Here is a 15392-nt window from a genome sequence, read left to right as displayed (position 1 = left end):
GCCCAGCGTAGGTGACGGCGCACAGTAGCCTGCGACCGTGCCATCCGATCGCGGGGATCGTGACGAGGCCGCGACGCGGGTTGACGCGTCTGCGCGGCGGGCGGCCGACGCCTGGTTCCTCGCGCACGGCCTGCCGGCGGTGCTGCGGCCCGGACGACTGGTGCGGCGGCTGTGGTCGCGCTCGGCGCCCGCGCTGGCCGGGTTCGCGGTGCTGATGGCCAACACGATCGTGGTGGTGGCGGTGACGGGTCAGCATGCGGTGGACATCGACGGCAGGCCGACGCGCGGCGAGTGGTTCGTGCTGGCGATGCTGGTACTGGTGCTGCCGATCGCGTCGACGGTGGGGTGGTTGGTCTCGCGGATCGCCGATCCCCGCGCGCGTGTCCTCGCGGCGGCGGGCTCGATCGTCGTCGCGGTGCTGGGCGCGGTCTTCGGCGGCCCGAGCTCCTATCTGGGCACCAACCTGCTGCTGGTCGGCGTGGGTGTGGTGATCACGCTGGCGCTCACCGCATCCGGCATCGGGTCGATCCTCGGGTGGGTGGCGGAGACGACGATGTCGCATCTGGCGGAGGCGGGCTCGCTGCTGCTGCGCGCGCTGCCGGTGCTGCTGCTGACCTTTCTGGTGTTCTTCAACTCCCCGGTGTGGCTGATGGCCGCCACGGTGTCGCGGGCACGGTTGTGGCTGGCGCTGCTGTTCCTCGCTGCGATCGCCGGGGCCTTCGTCGTCTCGATGACCGTCGACAGGGTCCGGACGATGGTGGACACGGCCGAACCCGACGCCGACCGCGCCGTCAAGCTGGTCGGCACGCCGTTCGCGACGATGCCGGAACCACCGGATGTCAAGCCGCTCAACCGTACCGAGCGACTCAACGTCTACTTCGTGCTCGCGGTGTCCCAATTGGCCCACATCATGGTCGTCGCGATCGTCACCGCTCTCCTGTTCTTCGTGTTGGGCCTGATCCTGCTGTCCCCCGAACTGCTTGCGGTGTGGACCCGCAACGGGTCGAGCGACGGCAGGTTCCTCGGCATGACCATTCCGGTGCCCCAGGCGCTCATCCAGGTGACGCTGTTCCTCGGCGCGCTGACGTTCATGTACGTCAGCGCCCGGGCGGTCGGCGACACCACCTACCGCACCCGCTTCCTGGACCCTCTGATCGAGGATCTGCGGGTCACGCTGACCGCCCGCAACAGATACCGGGCGGCCGTACCGGCGCGGTGATCGGGCGGCGCAGCGCAATTCGCGCACAATGTTCGCGTGTCGGACACGCGGCAGGTGCACGAGTGGTTCCTGCACCGCGGCCTGCCCCTGGTTCTGACGAGGCGGGTCCGCTCGCGTGCGCTCATCGAGCGGTCCGCTCCAATGGTCAGCGGTGTCGGAGCCCTGATCGCGCTGACCATGATGCTGGCCGAACTCACCGGCGGTGACCCGGATATGGGCTATGTGGTCCGTCTCGGTGCGCTGACCGTGTTGCTCGTCGCCGCCCCGTTCGGCCTGGACCTGCTGCACCGCGTCGGTACCCGGCCCAGCGAGGCGGGGCGGCGGTCGGCGGCGCTGCTGGTGATGGCGGTGTTCGTGCTCGGCCTCCCCTTCGCCGACAGCGGGTTCTCGGGCATCGCGGCGGCCGAAGCACTGGGCTTCGCGCTGGTCGCCCTGCTGGCGGTCTGGCTGACCTACCTCGGATTCGGCGCGATCGCGTTGTGGGCGTTCCGGTTCGCGTGGCTGCAGCTCGGAGCGCTCGGCACGCTGATGAGTCGCGCGCTGCCACTTCTGATGCTCACCGTCGTCGTGTACTTCACCGGCGAGCTGTGGCAACTCGCCGCGCGATGGCCACGCGAAAGGATCTGGCAGACAATCGGATTCCTAGGCGTCGTCGCGATCCTGTTCGTGGTCACCACGATCCGTGACGAGGTCCGGGCGTTACGGGACGACCGCGCGGAAAGCAATGATCCGGTAAAGTTACTGGAGGGCACCCCGCTGGCCGGTCGAGACGACACCCCGGTCGAACGCACACCGCTGTCCGTGGCCGAGCAGATCAACGTCGTTGCGGTGATGGTCGTTTCGCAGGTCATCCAGGTGGTGTTCTTCACCACCGGGCTGTTCGCCTTCTTCCTGGTACTGGGCATCGTGGCCATTCCCGATGACGTCGCCGTGCTGTGGTCGGCCGAAGACCTGTGCGCCACCGGCCAACCGCCCTGTCCGGGAACGTGGTTCGGCATTCATGTGCCTGTCCCACAGACCGTCGTACATGTGTCGTTGTTCGTCGCGGTGCTGTCCGGCCTGTACTTCACCGTGAGCACCAGCGTCGACCCGCAGTACCGCGAGCGGTTCTTCGACCCGCTGATCGCCGACGTGGCGGTGAGCCTGGCCGGTCGCGACGCCTACCTCGCCATGGAGGGCGGCCGAGCAACAAATTGACGCTCCCGCGCGATACGGAGGACGCGCAGTACATCTACGAAGCGGCCGTCATCCACCTCTGCTGAGATCTGTCGCGTGGCCTCAGCCGCGAGCGTGCGTCTAGGCCTGCAATGAGTAGCTATTGGCCAGGTCGTCCTGCGTCACGCACGCGTCCCTTGCGGTGGTGTCGATGCGCAGCGGCGCACCAAGGGTCCGCACCTGATACGCCCACCCCGCGGGCAGCGACAGCCGGGCGGCCAGGCCGGGCAGATCGTCGAGCGACAGGGACGGATCGACGGTCTGGCTGTAGGTCTGCATCACCCACCGCCTGCCGTCGGGATCGAAGAGCTCGTAGATCTCGCAGCCGGCGTCGAAGGTGAACACGGCTTGACGATTCACCCGGTTGAGCTGGTACGGCGCCGGGTTCATCGACGCGAGTTTGACGCTCGCCTGGCGCAGCATTTCGATCCCGCCGAACATCTTGCGCGGCAGTTCTTCTCGGCCGCGCTTACCGATGCTGCTCATCAGCCAGTGCCGCGGCCCGTTGAGCAGGGTGGCGACGGCACCGTTCTCCGCAGCGATGGCCTGCGCATCCAGCTTCTGCCACAGGTCGGCCGGGCAGTCGTTGAGCGGAAAGGTGTTGAACACCTCGGCTTCCGGGCCCGACGGGGTGGCCGACACCAGCAGGACCTCGCCGTACCGCTTGCCGAACACGCCGTCGATGGTCGACAGCTCGTCATCTGACATGCCGAGACGGTAGCGCTCGGCCGGTCGCGAGCGTGCGCAAACTGCCGTCAGCGCGGCGTGTCGTGTGCCGACACGCACGCCCGCGCCAAACTGCGCGCGTTGCTAGAGCTTGTAGCCGATGTCGCGCAGCAGGTTCCGCCGATCGACCATGTCCTCTCCGGTCTCCACGCCGAGCGGCGGTTCGCCGTCGATGACGCCGACGATGCCACGGCCGCGGGGCGTCGCCGCGACCACGACGTCGACCGGGTTGGCGGTGGCGCAGTAGATCGTGCAGACCTCGGGCACCGACTTGACCGGGTTGAGCACGTTGACCGGGAACCCCTCACGCATGAGGATCACGAAGCAGTGCCCGGCGCCGATCGCCAAGGCATTGCGGGCGGCGAGGTCGACCAGGGAAGGATCATTGCCGCTGCGTCGTACCAGCCGCGGGCCGGACGCCTCGCAGAAGGCCAACCCGAACCGCAGTGATCCGCTCACGCCGACCATCGCCTCGTGCAGGTCCTCGACGGTCTTGATGAAATGCGACTGCCCGATCACGACGTTCATGTCGTCCGGTTTGTCGACGGGCACGACATCCCAGGAAATTGACGGCGTTGTCATAGGCCAATGCTGCCACCGTCATGGTCCCGAACAGACGCGAAGTCCCCCGAAAGTCTCGCATTTCGGGGGACTTTACGTCCGTTCGGGACAAACTGGCAGGACTAGAGGTACTGGCCCAGGTTCGACTCGGTGTCGATCGCACGGCTGGCCGACGAACTCTTGCCGGTGACCAGCGTGCGAATGTAGACGATCCGCTCGCCCTTCTTGCCCGAGATCCGCGCCCAGTCATCCGGATTCGTGGTGTTGGGCAGGTCCTCGTTCTCGGCGAACTCATCGACGATCGAGTCGAGCAGATGCTGGATCCGCAGACCGGGCTGACCGGTCTCCAACACCGACTTGATCGCGTTCTTCTTCGCGCGGTCGACGACGTTCTGGATCATGGCGCCGGAGTTGAAGTCCTTGAAGTACATGACTTCCTTGTCACCGTTGGCATAGGTGACCTCCAGGAACCGGTTGTCGTCGATCTCGGCGTACATCCGGTCCACGACCTTGACGATCATCGCCTCGATGCAGGCCGTGCGGTCACCGCCGAACTCGGCGAGATCGTCGGCATGCACCGGCAGTTCCTCGGTCAGGTACTTCGAGAAGATGTCCTGTGCCGCTTCGGCATCCGGCCGCTCGATCTTGATCTTGACGTCCAGGCGGCCGGGGCGCAGGATCGCCGGGTCGATCATGTCCTCGCGGTTGGAGGCGCCGATCACGATGACGTTCTCCAGGCCCTCGACGCCGTCGATCTCCGAGAGCAGCTGCGGCACGACCGTCGTCTCCACGTCCGACGAAACACCGGTGCCGCGGGTGCGGAAGATCGAGTCCATCTCGTCGAAGAACACGATCACCGGAGTGCCCTCCGACGCCTTCTCGCGGGCACGCTGAAAGATCAGCCGAATGTGGCGCTCGGTCTCGCCGACGAACTTGTTCAGCAGCTCGGGGCCCTTGATGTTGAGGAAGTAGCTCTTCGCCTCGCGGGCGTCGTCGCCACGGACTTCGGCCATCTTCTTGGCCAACGAGTTCGCGACCGCCTTGGCGATCAACGTCTTACCGCAGCCGGGAGGCCCGTAGAGCAGCACACCCTTCGGCGGCCGCAGCGAGTACTCGCGGTAGAGCTCCTTGTGCAGGAACGGCAGCTCGACGGCGTCGCGGATCTGCTCGATCTGCCGACCCAGACCGCCGATGTCTTTGTAGCTGACGTCGGGCACCTCTTCGAGCACCAGGTCCTCGACCTCGGCCTTGGGGATCCGCTCGAACGCGTAACCGGCCTTGGTGTCCACCAGGAGCGAATCGCCGGGGCGCAGCCTGCGGGGACGATCGTCGCCCAGGTCGTCCTCGTAGTCGTCGGGCAGATGCTCGGCGGTGACCAGGGGCTCGGCCAGCCAGACGATGCGCTCCTCGTCGGCGTGACCCACGACCAGCGCGCGGTGTCCGTCGGAAAGGATCTCGCGCAGCGTGCTGATCTCGCCCACCGCCTCGAAGGTGCCGGCCTCGACCACCGTGAGCGCCTCGTTGAGGCGAACGGTCTGACCCTGCTTGAGGGACTTGGTGTCGATGTTGGGCGAGCACGTCAGCCGCATCTTGCGACCGGAGGTGAAGACGTCGACGGTGTCGTCGTCCTGCACGCCCAGCAGCACGCCGTAGCCACTCGGCGGCTGACCCAGCCGGTCGACCTCTTCGCGTAACGCGAGCAACTGCTGGCGAGCCTCTTTGAGGGTCTCCATCAGCTTGGCGTTGCGTGCGGCAAGGGAGTCGATCCGCGCCTCGAGCTGGTGCACATCGCGTGCGCTTCGCAGACCGCTCTGCGGACCGACCGCGTTCTCCAGCTGCTCGCGCAGGATTGCCGCCTCACGACGCAGCTCTTCGAGCTCGGCGGCGTCTTCGCTGGACATGCCTGATTCGTGGGTGTCGAAACCTTCTGGGTAGGCTTCAGAACGCTCTGATTCACTCATGTTGCGCCCCTTCCCGCACCGAGAGTTGGTGCAGTAACAACTTCAACGCTACCGGCGATTCAGCCTTTGTGTGCGGTGTAGGAATTCGACACACCAGCACCACTGTTAACCTCTCTGGTGAGTTGGCCCGATCGAAAGGACCATCGTGACCCTGAAAACCCTCGTTACCGGCTTGATGACCGGGGCGGCAGCAGCGGCTGTCGTCGGCGGTGCCGCGGCAGGTGTGACGTCAATTGCATCGCCGATCGTGTCCGCCTCGCCGGCCGTTGCGCCGGTCGTCTGGGACATCCCGATGCCGCAGCAGCCCGCGCAGGATCTGCAGGGCCCGCTGCTCGCCACTCTGAACGGCCTCGCCGGGGGCGGTTCCTTCCGTGGCGCCAAGGAGGCGTACATCGAGGGCGGGATCGGCCGCATCGAAGGCATCACCGCCGACCGCGCCTACAGCAACGCGGCCGCGAAGGGCGTGTTCCCGCTGAGCTTCGGCCTCGGCCCCGTCCAGCAGAACGGTCCCACCGCGACCACGAACGTCACCGCGACGGCCGCCAACGGCACTACTGCGTCACAGGTCGTGACCTTCGTGCAGAGTCCGTTGAGCCCCACCGGTTGGCAGATCTCCAAGGGATCCGCCCTGTCGCTGCTGTCGTCGGTCGGCTGATCTATTCGGTGCACCGCACCACTCGAGCCACAGTTCTGGGCGCCGTCGTGATTGCGGCGGCGCTCGGGCTGAGTGGCTGTGGTGATGACGACGAGTCGGCGGGGTTGCCACCCCCGGTGGACACACTGGCACCCATCACCAAGCCGCCCACGGTGACCCGATCGCAGGAGTCCGAATCGACGGCACCCCTGCCACCGCCGAACGCGCTGACCGACGTCATGGCCCGGCTGGCCGATCCCGATATCCCCGGGGCGGAGAAGCTCGACACCATCGAGATGGCCACCCCCGCCGACGCCGCCGCGATGGACAAGTTCGGTCAGGCACTGCGCGACGGCGGCTTGACCCCCACGACATTCGAGGCCACGGACCTCACCTGGGCCGAGGGCCGGCAGGGCAACGTGCTGGCGCTGGTGACCATCAAGACCGCCAACCCCGACGCCGGCGACTTCACGTTCCCGATGGAGTTTCACTTCGCCGACAACCACTGGCAGTTGACGCGCAAGACGGCCGACGCACTGCTGCAGCTCGGTGACGTGCCCGCGCCGACGCCCACTCCGTAGCGCCGATGTGGATCGGCTGGCTGGAGTTCGATCTGCTGCTCGGTGACGTGCGCTCGCTCAAGCAAAAGCGCTCCGCGATCCGCCCGGTGATCGCCGAACTGCACCGTCGGTTCGCCGTCTCGGCCGCCGAGACCGGGTCGCAGGAGCTGCACCGGCGCGCCAACCTCGGAGTCGCCCTGGTGGCCGCCGACCGCGCCCATGTGGTCGATGTGCTCGACGCCGCCGAACGACTGGTGGCCGGTCGTCCTGAGATCGAGCTGCTGTCGACGCGGCGCGGGCTGCGGCGCAGCACCGACGACTGACCGCTATCGCATGGCGGCGGCCCGCGGGGCACTAAGGGGCTGATTGCCTTTACCGGGTGCGTGAAATCAACCCGTTTAGGCCTAGATGCCGATCTGGCGCTTGCGTCGCACAGGCATGGGCGCCACCGCGCCGGGCGCCAATTTTCGCGCGCTGATCAGAAAGGCCGTGTGTCCCCGCATCGTGTGTTGCGGACGAACGGCCAGACCGACGACGTGCCAACCGCGCTGCATGCTCTCCCACGCCCGCGGCTCGGTCCAGCACTGCTGCTCGCGCAGCGCCTCCACCGCACGCGACAGTTGAGTGACCGTCGCGACGTAGATCATCAGCACACCACCGGCCACCAACGCGTTGGCGACAGTGTCGAGCACCTCCCAGGGCGCCAGCATGTCGAGCACGACGCGGTCCACTTCCGGCCCGTCGTACCGGTTGAGGTCGGCGATGACCAGGTCCCAATTCTGCGGGCGCGCACCGAAGAAGGTCGTGACGTTGCGTTCGGCGTGCACCGCGTGGTCCTCGCGGACCTCGTACGAGATCACCCGCCCGTCGGGCCCGACGGCCCGCAGCAGCGAGCACGTCAGCGCGCCCGAGCCGGCCCCGGCCTCCAGCACCCGCGCGCCGGGGAAGATGTCGCCTTCGTGCACGATCTGGGCGGCGTCCTTGGGGTAGACGACCTGCGCGCCGCGCGGCATCGACATCACGTAGTCGACGAGCAGCGGCCGCAACACCAGGAACTGGTCGCCACTTGTCGACTTGACGACGCTGCCCTCCGGCAACCCGATCACGGTGTCGAGGGAAATGACGCCGCGATGGGTGTGAAACTCCCCGCCGGGCGTCAGCACCATCGTGTAGTGACGGCCCTTGGCGTCGGTGAGCTGCACCCGATCGCCCACGGCGAACGGACCGGTTCTTGGCACAGCTGACCAGCCTGCCAGTAGACGCGCCGTTACGGGTGCGCGGGGTTGTCAGGCGTCGGTCCTAGGCTGCCAGGCATGGGTCAAGAGCGAGAGGCCGGAGGGGGATCGCGCACGGGCCGCGAGCAGGACCGGCCCGTGCGCCGCCCGGCGCTGTCCCCCTCGCGGGCCGCCGACTTCAAGCAGTGCCCCCTGCTCTACCGGTTCCGCGCGATCGACCGGCTGCCGGAGCCCCCCTCGGTCGCCCAGCTGCGCGGCTCGGTGGTGCACGCCGCGCTGGAGCAGCTCTACGCGCTGCCGGCCCCGCAGCGCGGCCCCGACACTGCGCTGACGCTCGTCGACCCGGCCTGGGAGCAGGTGCTGGCCGAGAAGCCCGACGTGGCCGCGGACATCCCTGCGGAGCAGCGGGCCGAGCTGCTCGCCGAAGCGCGCGCACTGCTGACCGGCTACTACCGGTTGGAGGACCCGACGCGGTTCGAACCCGACTGCTGCGAGCAGCGGGTCGAGGTGGAACTCGAGGACGGCACGCTGCTGCGCGGCTTCGTCGACCGCATCGACGTCGCGCCGACCGGTGAACTGCGCGTGGTCGACTACAAGACCGGCAAGGCGCCGCCAGAGGCGCGGGCGCTGGCCGAGTTCAAGGCCATGTTCCAGATGAAGTTTTACGCGGTGGCGCTGCTGCGCTCGCGCGGGGTGTTGCCGACGCGCCTGCGGCTGCTGTACCTGGCCGACGGCCAGATCCTCGACTACACCCCCGACCACGAAGAGCTGCTGCGCTTCGAGAAGACGCTGATGGCGATTTGGCGGGCCATTCAATCCGCCGGGACGACGGGCGATTTCCGTCCACGTCAGTCCGCGTTGTGCGACTGGTGCGCGCACCGCGGCCACTGCCCCGAGTTCGGTGGCACACCGCCGCCGTACCCGGGCTGGCCCGAGGTCCCCGACGAGGGCTCACCCGATGCCGACGAAGCAGTGCTGCGTACCGCGGAGCCCGCTGCGTGATCGACTGCCTCTACCGGCGCGTCGGCGCCGACGGGGTGGGTCAGGTCTTCGACTCCACCGACGGCACCCGCAGCAACTGGGATCGGGAAATCCAGCACGGCTCACCGCCGTTGGCGCTGATGACCAGGCTCATGGAGGAGTTGGCCGCCGACACGGGAATGCGCGTCGGCCGCCTGACGCTGGACATTCTCGGCGCGATCCCCGTCGCGCGTGTGCGGGTGCGGGCCTGGGTGGAGCGCCCCGGCGCGCGAATCTCGTTGCTGGTGGCCGAGATGTCGGCCGCCCGCCCCGGCGGAACCGATCGGGTGGTTGCGCGGGTCACGGCGTGGCTGCTGGCGACCAGCGAGACCGGTGACGCCGTGACCGACCGCTATCCCCCACTCGTCGAAGGTGAGGCGGTGCCGGTACCGCACAGTTGGCTGGGCGCGACGGGCTACCTCGAGACGGTCAGTTGGCGGCGCCAGCCCCCGACCGAGGACAGCGCCAGCGTGGTGTGGCTCAGTCCGCTTGTGCCGCTTGTCGACTCGGAACCCACGACCGATCTGCAGCGACTCGCGATGGTGGTCGACTGCGCGAACGGCGCCGGCGCCGCCCTGGATCCCGAGCGGTTCGTGTTCATGAACACCGACACCTCCGTCCATCTGCACCGGTTGCCGTCGGGCAGCGATTTCGCGTTACGGGCGCGTGGCTCGATCGGGCCCGACGGCATCGGCGTGACGACCGCGGACCTGTTCGACCGGCAGGGGTTCATCGGCACCGTGGCGCAGACTCTTCTGGTGCAACGCCGCCCATGACGGTAGACCTGTCATGGCAGTTCGACCTCGCGTGGTCACTGGCGGACCTTCACCTGGCGGCCCTCACCGATGACGACTTCCTCTGGGAGCCGGCGCCTTTGGTGTGGACGGTGCGACCCGACGGCAACGGCCGATGGCGACCCGACTGGGCCGATGCCGAACCGGACCCCATCCCGGTGCCGACGATCGGCTGGCTCACATGGCACATCCAGTGGTGGTGGTCGACGACCATCGACCACCTGACCGGGGCGCTGCCGCGCCAACGCACCGACGTGACATGGCAGGGTGACGGCGCCGCGGCCGTCGAGGGCATCCGCGCGCTCGCGTATCGGTGGCGCGACGTGCTGGCGCGCGTCGACCCCGCCGCACCGTCGGAGTTTCCATGGGGCGCCGACAGCGGCCTGACTGTGGCGCACAGCGCGCTGTGGGTGAATGTCGAACTGACCAAGAACATTTCCGAGATCGGCCAGTTGCGGCTGATGCGGGCCGCGCGTCGCTGATTCGGCTAGTTCTACCTACCCGCGTCGTCGCCACCCGTTGCACGCTGTGGACATGGATGCACTGAACAACCCCCGCAACACCGCGGCGTACTTCCTGCAGGCCGCCATCGCCTTCGGAGTGAGCCTGCTCGGCATGCTCGGCGGGATCCTCTTCCTGCCCCTCGACCCCTGGCAGCGACTGTTTCTCGGCATGACCGCGTTGTTCCTGGTGACCAGTTCGTTCACCCTCGCCAAGGTGATCCGCGACCAGCAGGAGGCGGCCACCATCAGGGTGCGGCTCGACGAGGCCCGCATCGAGAGACTCATCGCCGAACACAATCCGTTCACCACCAGCACCTGACGCTCGCGAGATCAACACCAGGGTCGTGACAAGGGGCGGATTCACAGCCCTGGTGTTGATCTCGCGAAGCGCAGGGGCTTACGTCCGGCCGGTTCGAATATGCGCTTGCATCTATATAGACGCGGTGCAATACTTGCGCCGTGGACGTCTTCGAAGCGGTCGCCGAGCCAAGCCGCCGCGCGCTCCTCGACGCACTGATCGACGGTGAGCGCACGGCGGGTGAACTCGTCGCGACGCTGCCCGGCCTGACCCAGCCGACGGTGTCGCGACACCTGCGGGTGCTGCGCGAGGTCGGCCTTGTCGAGGTGCGGCCCGAAGCGCAGCGCCGCATCTACGCCCTGCGCGCCGACGGGCTCGTCGCCATCGACGACTGGATCACCCGGTATCGCCGGTACTGGACCGGGCATCTCGATGCCCTTGAACGCCATCTGAGGAAAAAGCATAAGGAGACCCGATGATTGACGGCGTACTGACGATCGACGGCGACCGCGCCGTGCTGACCTTCGAACGCCGCCTGCCGTTTCCGATCGAGGCGGTCTGGTCGGCCATCACCGATCCAGGCGAACGCCGGGAATGGTTCGGCGAGACGACGCTCGACGCCCGCGAGGGCGGCTCGATCGAGATGGTGGCCACCGGGCCTCCCCTTCCACCGGACCGCAAGCGGATGACCGGACGGATCCTGGTCTGGGACCCGCCGCACGTCTTCGAGCACGAGTGGTGCCAGCCGATCGTCGAGGACGGCGTGGTGCGGTACGAGTTGACCGTCGACGGCGCGGGCACGCTGCTCAAGTTCACCCACCGCGGCCTCGGGGTGCGCAACGCCGGCGGCTTCTTGGGCGGTACCCATGCCTACCTCGACCGGCTGCAGGCGTATCTGGCCGGTGATCCGCTGCCGGAGTGGATGCGCAGGCGCGAGGAAGTCAACCGAGCGTACGCAGAGGCGAACTGACATGCACCACAATGGTTCTGACGTAACAGAGCCGACCCTGGTGATCGCCTACCATTCGGGCTTCGGTCATACCGCGGCCCTCGCCGACGCCGTGGCCGACGGTGCGAGGCGGGCCGGTGGCGACGTCGCGGTCGTGGCCGTCGACCGCATCACCGAAGCGGACTGGGACATGCTCGACGCGGCCGACGGCATGGTGTTCGGCACCGCGACCTACATGGGCAACGTGTCGGCGGGCTTCCAGGCGTTCGCGGAGAAGACCGGGCGGCGGTGCCAGAACGGCACCTGGCGCGACAAGGTCGCCGCCGGGTTCACCAACTCGGGCGCCAAGAGCGGCGACAAGGCCAACACCCTGGTCTCCCTGGCGGTGTTCGCCGCCCAGCATCACATGCACTGGGTGAGCCTGGGTTTGGGCCCCGGATGGAACAGCAAGGCCGGGAATGAGATGGACCTCAACCGCCTCGGCTTCTGGCTGGGCGCGGGCGCGCAGACCGATGTGGACGCCGATTCCGACGACGTCCACCCCTCCGACATCGCGACGTGCCGTCACCTCGGCGCGCGCGTGGCGGTGGTGACCCGGCAGTTCGCGCTCGGCCGTTCGCTCACGACAGCGGTTTCAGGTCCTGAAGGAGCGTCGGCACCAACTCGCTGACCGTCGGGTGGATGTGCATCGTCCGCGAGATCGCGGTGTACGGCTTCTTGGCGGTCATGATGTCGAGGATGGCGTGCACGACCTCGTCGCCGCCGACGCCGAGGATCGCCGCGCCGAGAATCTCGTCGGTCTCGGCGTCGACGACCACCTTCATGAAGCCCTGCGTCTCGCCCTTCTCCACCGCCCGGCCCACCCGCGTCATCGGCCGCTTGCCCACCAACGCATTTCGGCCCGACTTGCGGACCTGCTCGGCGGTGAGCCCGGCCCGGCCCAGCGGCGGATCTATGTAGAGGGCGTAGGTCGTGACGCGGTCGCTGACGCGGCGCGGGTCGTCGTCGAGCAGGTTGGCCGCCACGATCTCGAAGTCGTTGTACGACGTGTGCGTGAAGGCGCCCTTGCCGTTGCAGTCGCCCATCGCCCAGATGTGCTCGACGTTGGTGCGCAACTGATCGTCGACGACGATGAAGCCGCGGGCGTCGGTTTGAACGCCCGCCTTGTCGAGGCCGAGGTCGTCGGTGTTGGGGCTGCGCCCGATCGCCACCAGCAGGTGGGTGCCCGCGATCGGAGCCGCGCCGTCGCTGGGTATCACCTCGAAGCCGTTGTCACGCTTGGCGAATCGGATGGCGTCGGCACCGACCACCACGTCGATGCCCTCCGCCTCGAGGATGTCTTTGATGGCGGCGGAGACGTCCTCGTCCTCCCGTGACGTCAGCCGCGGACCCTTCTCGATCACGGTCACGCGGGCGCCGAACCGGCGGTACATCTGCGCGAATTCCAGCGCGATGTAGCTGCCACCGATGACCACGAGATGGTCGGGGACGGTGTCGAGTTCGAGGATGCCGACGTTGGTCATGTACTCGATGCCCGACAGCCCCGGCATGTCCGGCACCACCGCCCGGCCACCGACGTTGAGGAAGATCCTGTCCGCCCGCAGCAGCCGGTCACCGACACGGATCGCGTGCGGATCCTCGAAGCGCGCGTGGCCGCGGATCAGCGTGCAGCCGGCCATCCCCTCCAGCCACGACTCGACGCCCGCGCGGTCGTCGAGCATGACCTTGTCCTTGCGCGCCTTGACCTTCGCCATGTCGACAGCGACATCACCTGTGCTGATCCCGTATTCGGCGCCGCGGCGGGCCAGATGCGCCGCGTGCGCACTCGCGACCAGCGTCTTGGTCGGGATGCAACCGTAGTTGACGCAGGTACCGCCGACGAGTTGGCGTTCGATCACCGCGACGCGTTGACCGGCCTCGGTCAGTCGCCCGGCCAGCGGCGGCCCGGCCTGGCCGGCGCCGACGATGATCGCGTCGAATTCCTCAGCCACTTCGTCCATTTCGAACGGCAACCGGTCAGACGAGGCTGACCAGGAAGGCGACCAGGAAGCCGCCGCCGACCGCGACGACGTCCTCGAGGATGGCACCCGGGCGGTCCTGACCGCTGCGGGCGTCGGCGAAGCGCTGACGGGCCGCCGCGCCGGCCATGGTGCCGAGCACCGCACCGATGACACCCGCACCGGTCGCGCTGAACGTGTGGAAGAACGCGCTGCCGATCACCGCACCCGCGAACCCTCCCATGATGAGCCGGGTCAGGAACTGCGGCGCCGTCTTGCGGCTCGGCGTGTTGGGCAGTTGATCGGTGACCAACTCAACGAGCAGGAAGATCGTCAGCACGGTGAGGGTGATCGGATGAGCCATCCACTCCGACCATTTCCCGTCGACGTCGATCCACCCGAGGAACGCCCCCCACGAGACCACGGCGGGGGCCGTGAGCGCGCGAAGACCGGCGATCACGCCGATCGCCAGGGCGAGAAGCAGAACCAGCACTTGCGTCATGGCAACCTTCCGACCGGAGTGATCAACCTCCGGACGCTAACACGCAGTACACGATGGGTCGCGATGAATCAGAACCGGCAGAACCGGATGTCGGAGGCCAGGATCGCCTTCGCGCCGATGGCGGCCAGTTCGTCCATGGTCGCGTTGACGTCTCGGCGTGGCACCAACGCGCGCACGGCCACCCACGCCGGGTCCGCCAACGGGGCGATCGTGGGCGACTCCAGCCCCGGCGTGACCGCGGTGGCCGCATCGAGCACGCTTCGCGGGCAGTCGTAGTCGAGCATCAGGTACTGCTGGCCGAACACCACGCCCTGCACGCGCGCGGTCAGCTGGTCGCGGGCGGCGGCGTTGTCGTCGGCCGCGCCGTCGCGCTCGATGAGCACGGCCTCCGAATCACACAGAGAGTCGCCGAATGCGGCGAGGTTGTGCAGGCCCAGGGTGCGGCCGGATCCGACGACGTCGGCGATCGCGTCGGCGACGCCGAGCTGAACGGAGATCTCCACGGCGCCGTCGAGCCGTATCACCGTCGCGTCAATGCCTCTGGCGGCCAAGTCTTTTCGGACCAGATTCGGGAATGCGGTCGCGATCCGCTTACCCGCGAGATCCTCGACGCGCCACGGGCGGTCCGCCGGTGCGGCGTAACGGAACGTCGAAGACCCGAACCCGAGTGCGAGCCGCTCGCGCACCGGCGCGTCGGATTCGGCGGCCAGGTCGCGCCCGGTGATACCGAAATCGAGTTGCCCGGACCCGACGTAGATCGCGATGTCCTTGGGTCGCAGGAAGAAGAACTCGACGTTGTTGGCGGGGTCGACGACCGTCAGGTCCTTGGGATCGGTGCGGCGCCGGTAGCCGGCTTCGGAGAGGATCTCGCTGGCCGGTTCGGACAACGTGCCCTTGTTGGGGACGGCGACCCGCAGCATCTCGCTCACAGCTTGCCGTAGACGTCGTCGAGGGTCAGGCCGCGCGCGATCATCAGCACCTGCGTCCAGTACAGCAACTGGCTGATCTCACCGGCGAGCGCTTCGTCGCTCTCGTGCTCGGCGGCCAGCCACACCTCGCCGGCCTCCTCGAGGATCTTCTTGCCGAGCCCGTGCACGCCCCCGTCGAGTGCCGCGACGGTGCCGCTACCGGCGGGCCGGGTGCGTGCGCGCTCGCTGAGCTCAGCGAACAGGGCGTCGAAGGTCTTCACGGCACGCGATTGTTTCACGCGCACGCCGA

General features: G+C 67.9%; 20 protein-coding genes. 12 read left to right on the top strand and 8 right to left on the bottom strand.

Annotated features, from left to right (window positions below; all coding sequences use genetic code 11):
* Positions 1-37: 37 nt before the first annotated feature.
* Together ABGB19_RS12950 and ABGB19_RS12945 are read left to right on the top strand one after the other, a co-directional pair.
* Complete coding sequence (locus ABGB19_RS12950; RefSeq protein WP_347686366.1) at positions 38-1219, top strand: hypothetical protein; 1182 nt, start codon at positions 38-40, stop codon at positions 1217-1219.
* A gap of 36 nt (positions 1220-1255) precedes the next feature.
* The gene (locus ABGB19_RS12945; protein ID WP_347686365.1) at positions 1256-2416 is read left to right on the top strand and encodes a hypothetical protein; all 1161 of its coding nucleotides are present in this window, start codon (positions 1256-1258) and stop codon (positions 2414-2416) included.
* A gap of 99 nt (positions 2417-2515) precedes the next feature.
* Here ABGB19_RS12945 and ABGB19_RS12940 read toward each other — a convergent pair whose 3' ends face one another.
* From ABGB19_RS12940 to arc, 3 genes are all read right to left on the bottom strand, one after another.
* Positions 2516-3142, bottom strand: coding sequence for a hypothetical protein (locus ABGB19_RS12940; protein ID WP_347686364.1), 627 nt, complete (start codon positions 3140-3142; stop codon positions 2516-2518).
* 102 nt (positions 3143-3244) lie between these two features.
* Entirely contained in the window at positions 3245-3742 is a 498-nt protein-coding gene (locus ABGB19_RS12935) for an adenosine-specific kinase (protein WP_347686363.1), read from the bottom strand.
* A gap of 101 nt (positions 3743-3843) precedes the next feature.
* Positions 3844-5682 carry a proteasome ATPase gene (gene arc, locus ABGB19_RS12930; protein ID WP_347686362.1) on the bottom strand — a complete coding sequence of 613 codons (1839 nt, stop codon included), beginning with the start codon at positions 5680-5682 and terminating at the stop codon, positions 3844-3846.
* A 145-nt stretch (positions 5683-5827) separates the two neighbouring features.
* Here arc and ABGB19_RS12925 point away from each other — a divergent pair, with 145 nt between their 5' ends.
* The 3 genes from ABGB19_RS12925 to ABGB19_RS12915 are packed head-to-tail and all read left to right on the top strand — an operon-like array spanning position 5828 to position 7199.
* Positions 5828-6337 carry a hypothetical protein gene (locus tag ABGB19_RS12925; RefSeq protein ID WP_347686361.1) on the top strand — a complete coding sequence of 170 codons (510 nt, stop codon included), beginning with the start codon at positions 5828-5830 and terminating at the stop codon, positions 6335-6337.
* 47 nt (positions 6338-6384) lie between these two features.
* Entirely contained in the window at positions 6385-6897 is a 513-nt protein-coding gene (locus ABGB19_RS12920) for a hypothetical protein (protein WP_347686360.1), read from the top strand.
* Positions 6898-6902: 5 nt separating this feature from the next.
* Positions 6903-7199, top strand: coding sequence for a DUF503 family protein (locus ABGB19_RS12915; protein ID WP_347686359.1), 297 nt, complete (start codon positions 6903-6905; stop codon positions 7197-7199).
* 81 nt (positions 7200-7280) lie between these two features.
* Here ABGB19_RS12915 and ABGB19_RS12910 read toward each other — a convergent pair whose 3' ends face one another.
* The gene (locus ABGB19_RS12910) at positions 7281-8114 is read right to left on the bottom strand and encodes a tRNA (adenine-N1)-methyltransferase (RefSeq protein ID WP_347686358.1); all 834 of its coding nucleotides are present in this window, start codon (positions 8112-8114) and stop codon (positions 7281-7283) included.
* A gap of 75 nt (positions 8115-8189) precedes the next feature.
* On the opposite strand from ABGB19_RS12910, the gene ABGB19_RS12905 reads away from it, so the two are divergent.
* The 7 genes from ABGB19_RS12905 to ABGB19_RS12875 all read left to right on the top strand — a co-directional run bounded on the left by ABGB19_RS12905 (position 8190) and on the right by ABGB19_RS12875 (position 12345).
* On the top strand, positions 8190-9113 hold the full coding sequence (locus ABGB19_RS12905; protein WP_347686357.1) for a RecB family exonuclease: 924 nt from the start codon (positions 8190-8192) through the stop codon (positions 9111-9113).
* Positions 9110-9907, top strand: coding sequence for a thioesterase family protein (locus ABGB19_RS12900; protein WP_347686356.1), 798 nt, complete (start codon positions 9110-9112; stop codon positions 9905-9907). Before ABGB19_RS12905 ends, ABGB19_RS12900 begins: the two co-directional genes overlap by 4 nt.
* Complete coding sequence (locus tag ABGB19_RS12895; RefSeq protein WP_347686355.1) at positions 9904-10407, top strand: DinB family protein; 504 nt, start codon at positions 9904-9906, stop codon at positions 10405-10407. The genes ABGB19_RS12900 and ABGB19_RS12895 overlap by 4 nt, the downstream gene beginning before the upstream one ends.
* 52 nt (positions 10408-10459) lie before the next feature.
* Positions 10460-10747 (top strand): YiaA/YiaB family inner membrane protein, encoded by a 288-nt coding sequence (locus ABGB19_RS12890; RefSeq protein ID WP_347686354.1) that lies wholly within the window; start codon positions 10460-10462, stop codon positions 10745-10747.
* Between the two features lie 140 nt (positions 10748-10887).
* The gene (locus tag ABGB19_RS12885; protein ID WP_347686353.1) at positions 10888-11205 is read left to right on the top strand and encodes a metalloregulator ArsR/SmtB family transcription factor; all 318 of its coding nucleotides are present in this window, start codon (positions 10888-10890) and stop codon (positions 11203-11205) included.
* On the top strand, positions 11202-11696 hold the full coding sequence (locus ABGB19_RS12880; RefSeq protein WP_347686352.1) for an SRPBCC family protein: 495 nt from the start codon (positions 11202-11204) through the stop codon (positions 11694-11696). Before ABGB19_RS12885 ends, ABGB19_RS12880 begins: the two co-directional genes overlap by 4 nt.
* Before the next feature lies 1 nt (position 11697).
* Positions 11698-12345 (top strand): flavodoxin family protein, encoded by a 648-nt coding sequence (locus ABGB19_RS12875; RefSeq protein WP_347686351.1) that lies wholly within the window; start codon positions 11698-11700, stop codon positions 12343-12345.
* On the opposite strand, the gene ABGB19_RS12870 is transcribed toward ABGB19_RS12875, so the two are convergent.
* The 4 genes from ABGB19_RS12870 to ABGB19_RS12855 form a co-directional block, all read right to left on the bottom strand.
* The gene (locus tag ABGB19_RS12870) at positions 12296-13666 is read right to left on the bottom strand and encodes an FAD-containing oxidoreductase (RefSeq protein WP_347686350.1); all 1371 of its coding nucleotides are present in this window, start codon (positions 13664-13666) and stop codon (positions 12296-12298) included. The genes ABGB19_RS12875 and ABGB19_RS12870 overlap by 50 nt on opposite strands.
* 25 nt (positions 13667-13691) lie before the next feature.
* Positions 13692-14174: a DUF4126 family protein gene (locus tag ABGB19_RS12865; protein WP_347686349.1), complete on the bottom strand. Its 483-nt coding sequence runs from the start codon at positions 14172-14174 to the stop codon at positions 13692-13694.
* A gap of 68 nt (positions 14175-14242) precedes the next feature.
* On the bottom strand, positions 14243-15094 hold the full coding sequence (hisG, locus tag ABGB19_RS12860; protein WP_347686722.1) for an ATP phosphoribosyltransferase: 852 nt from the start codon (positions 15092-15094) through the stop codon (positions 14243-14245).
* Positions 15095-15099: 5 nt separating this feature from the next.
* Entirely contained in the window at positions 15100-15381 is a 282-nt protein-coding gene (locus ABGB19_RS12855) for a phosphoribosyl-ATP diphosphatase (RefSeq protein ID WP_347686348.1), read from the bottom strand.
* Positions 15382-15392: the final 11 nt, after the last annotated feature.

Source organism: Mycobacterium sp. B14F4 (assembly GCF_039871645.1).
Taxonomy (GTDB): domain Bacteria; phylum Actinomycetota; class Actinomycetes; order Mycobacteriales; family Mycobacteriaceae; genus Mycobacterium.
The sequence above is the reverse complement of the archived record's forward strand: the minus strand, read 5'-3'. Positions and strand labels throughout refer to the sequence as shown.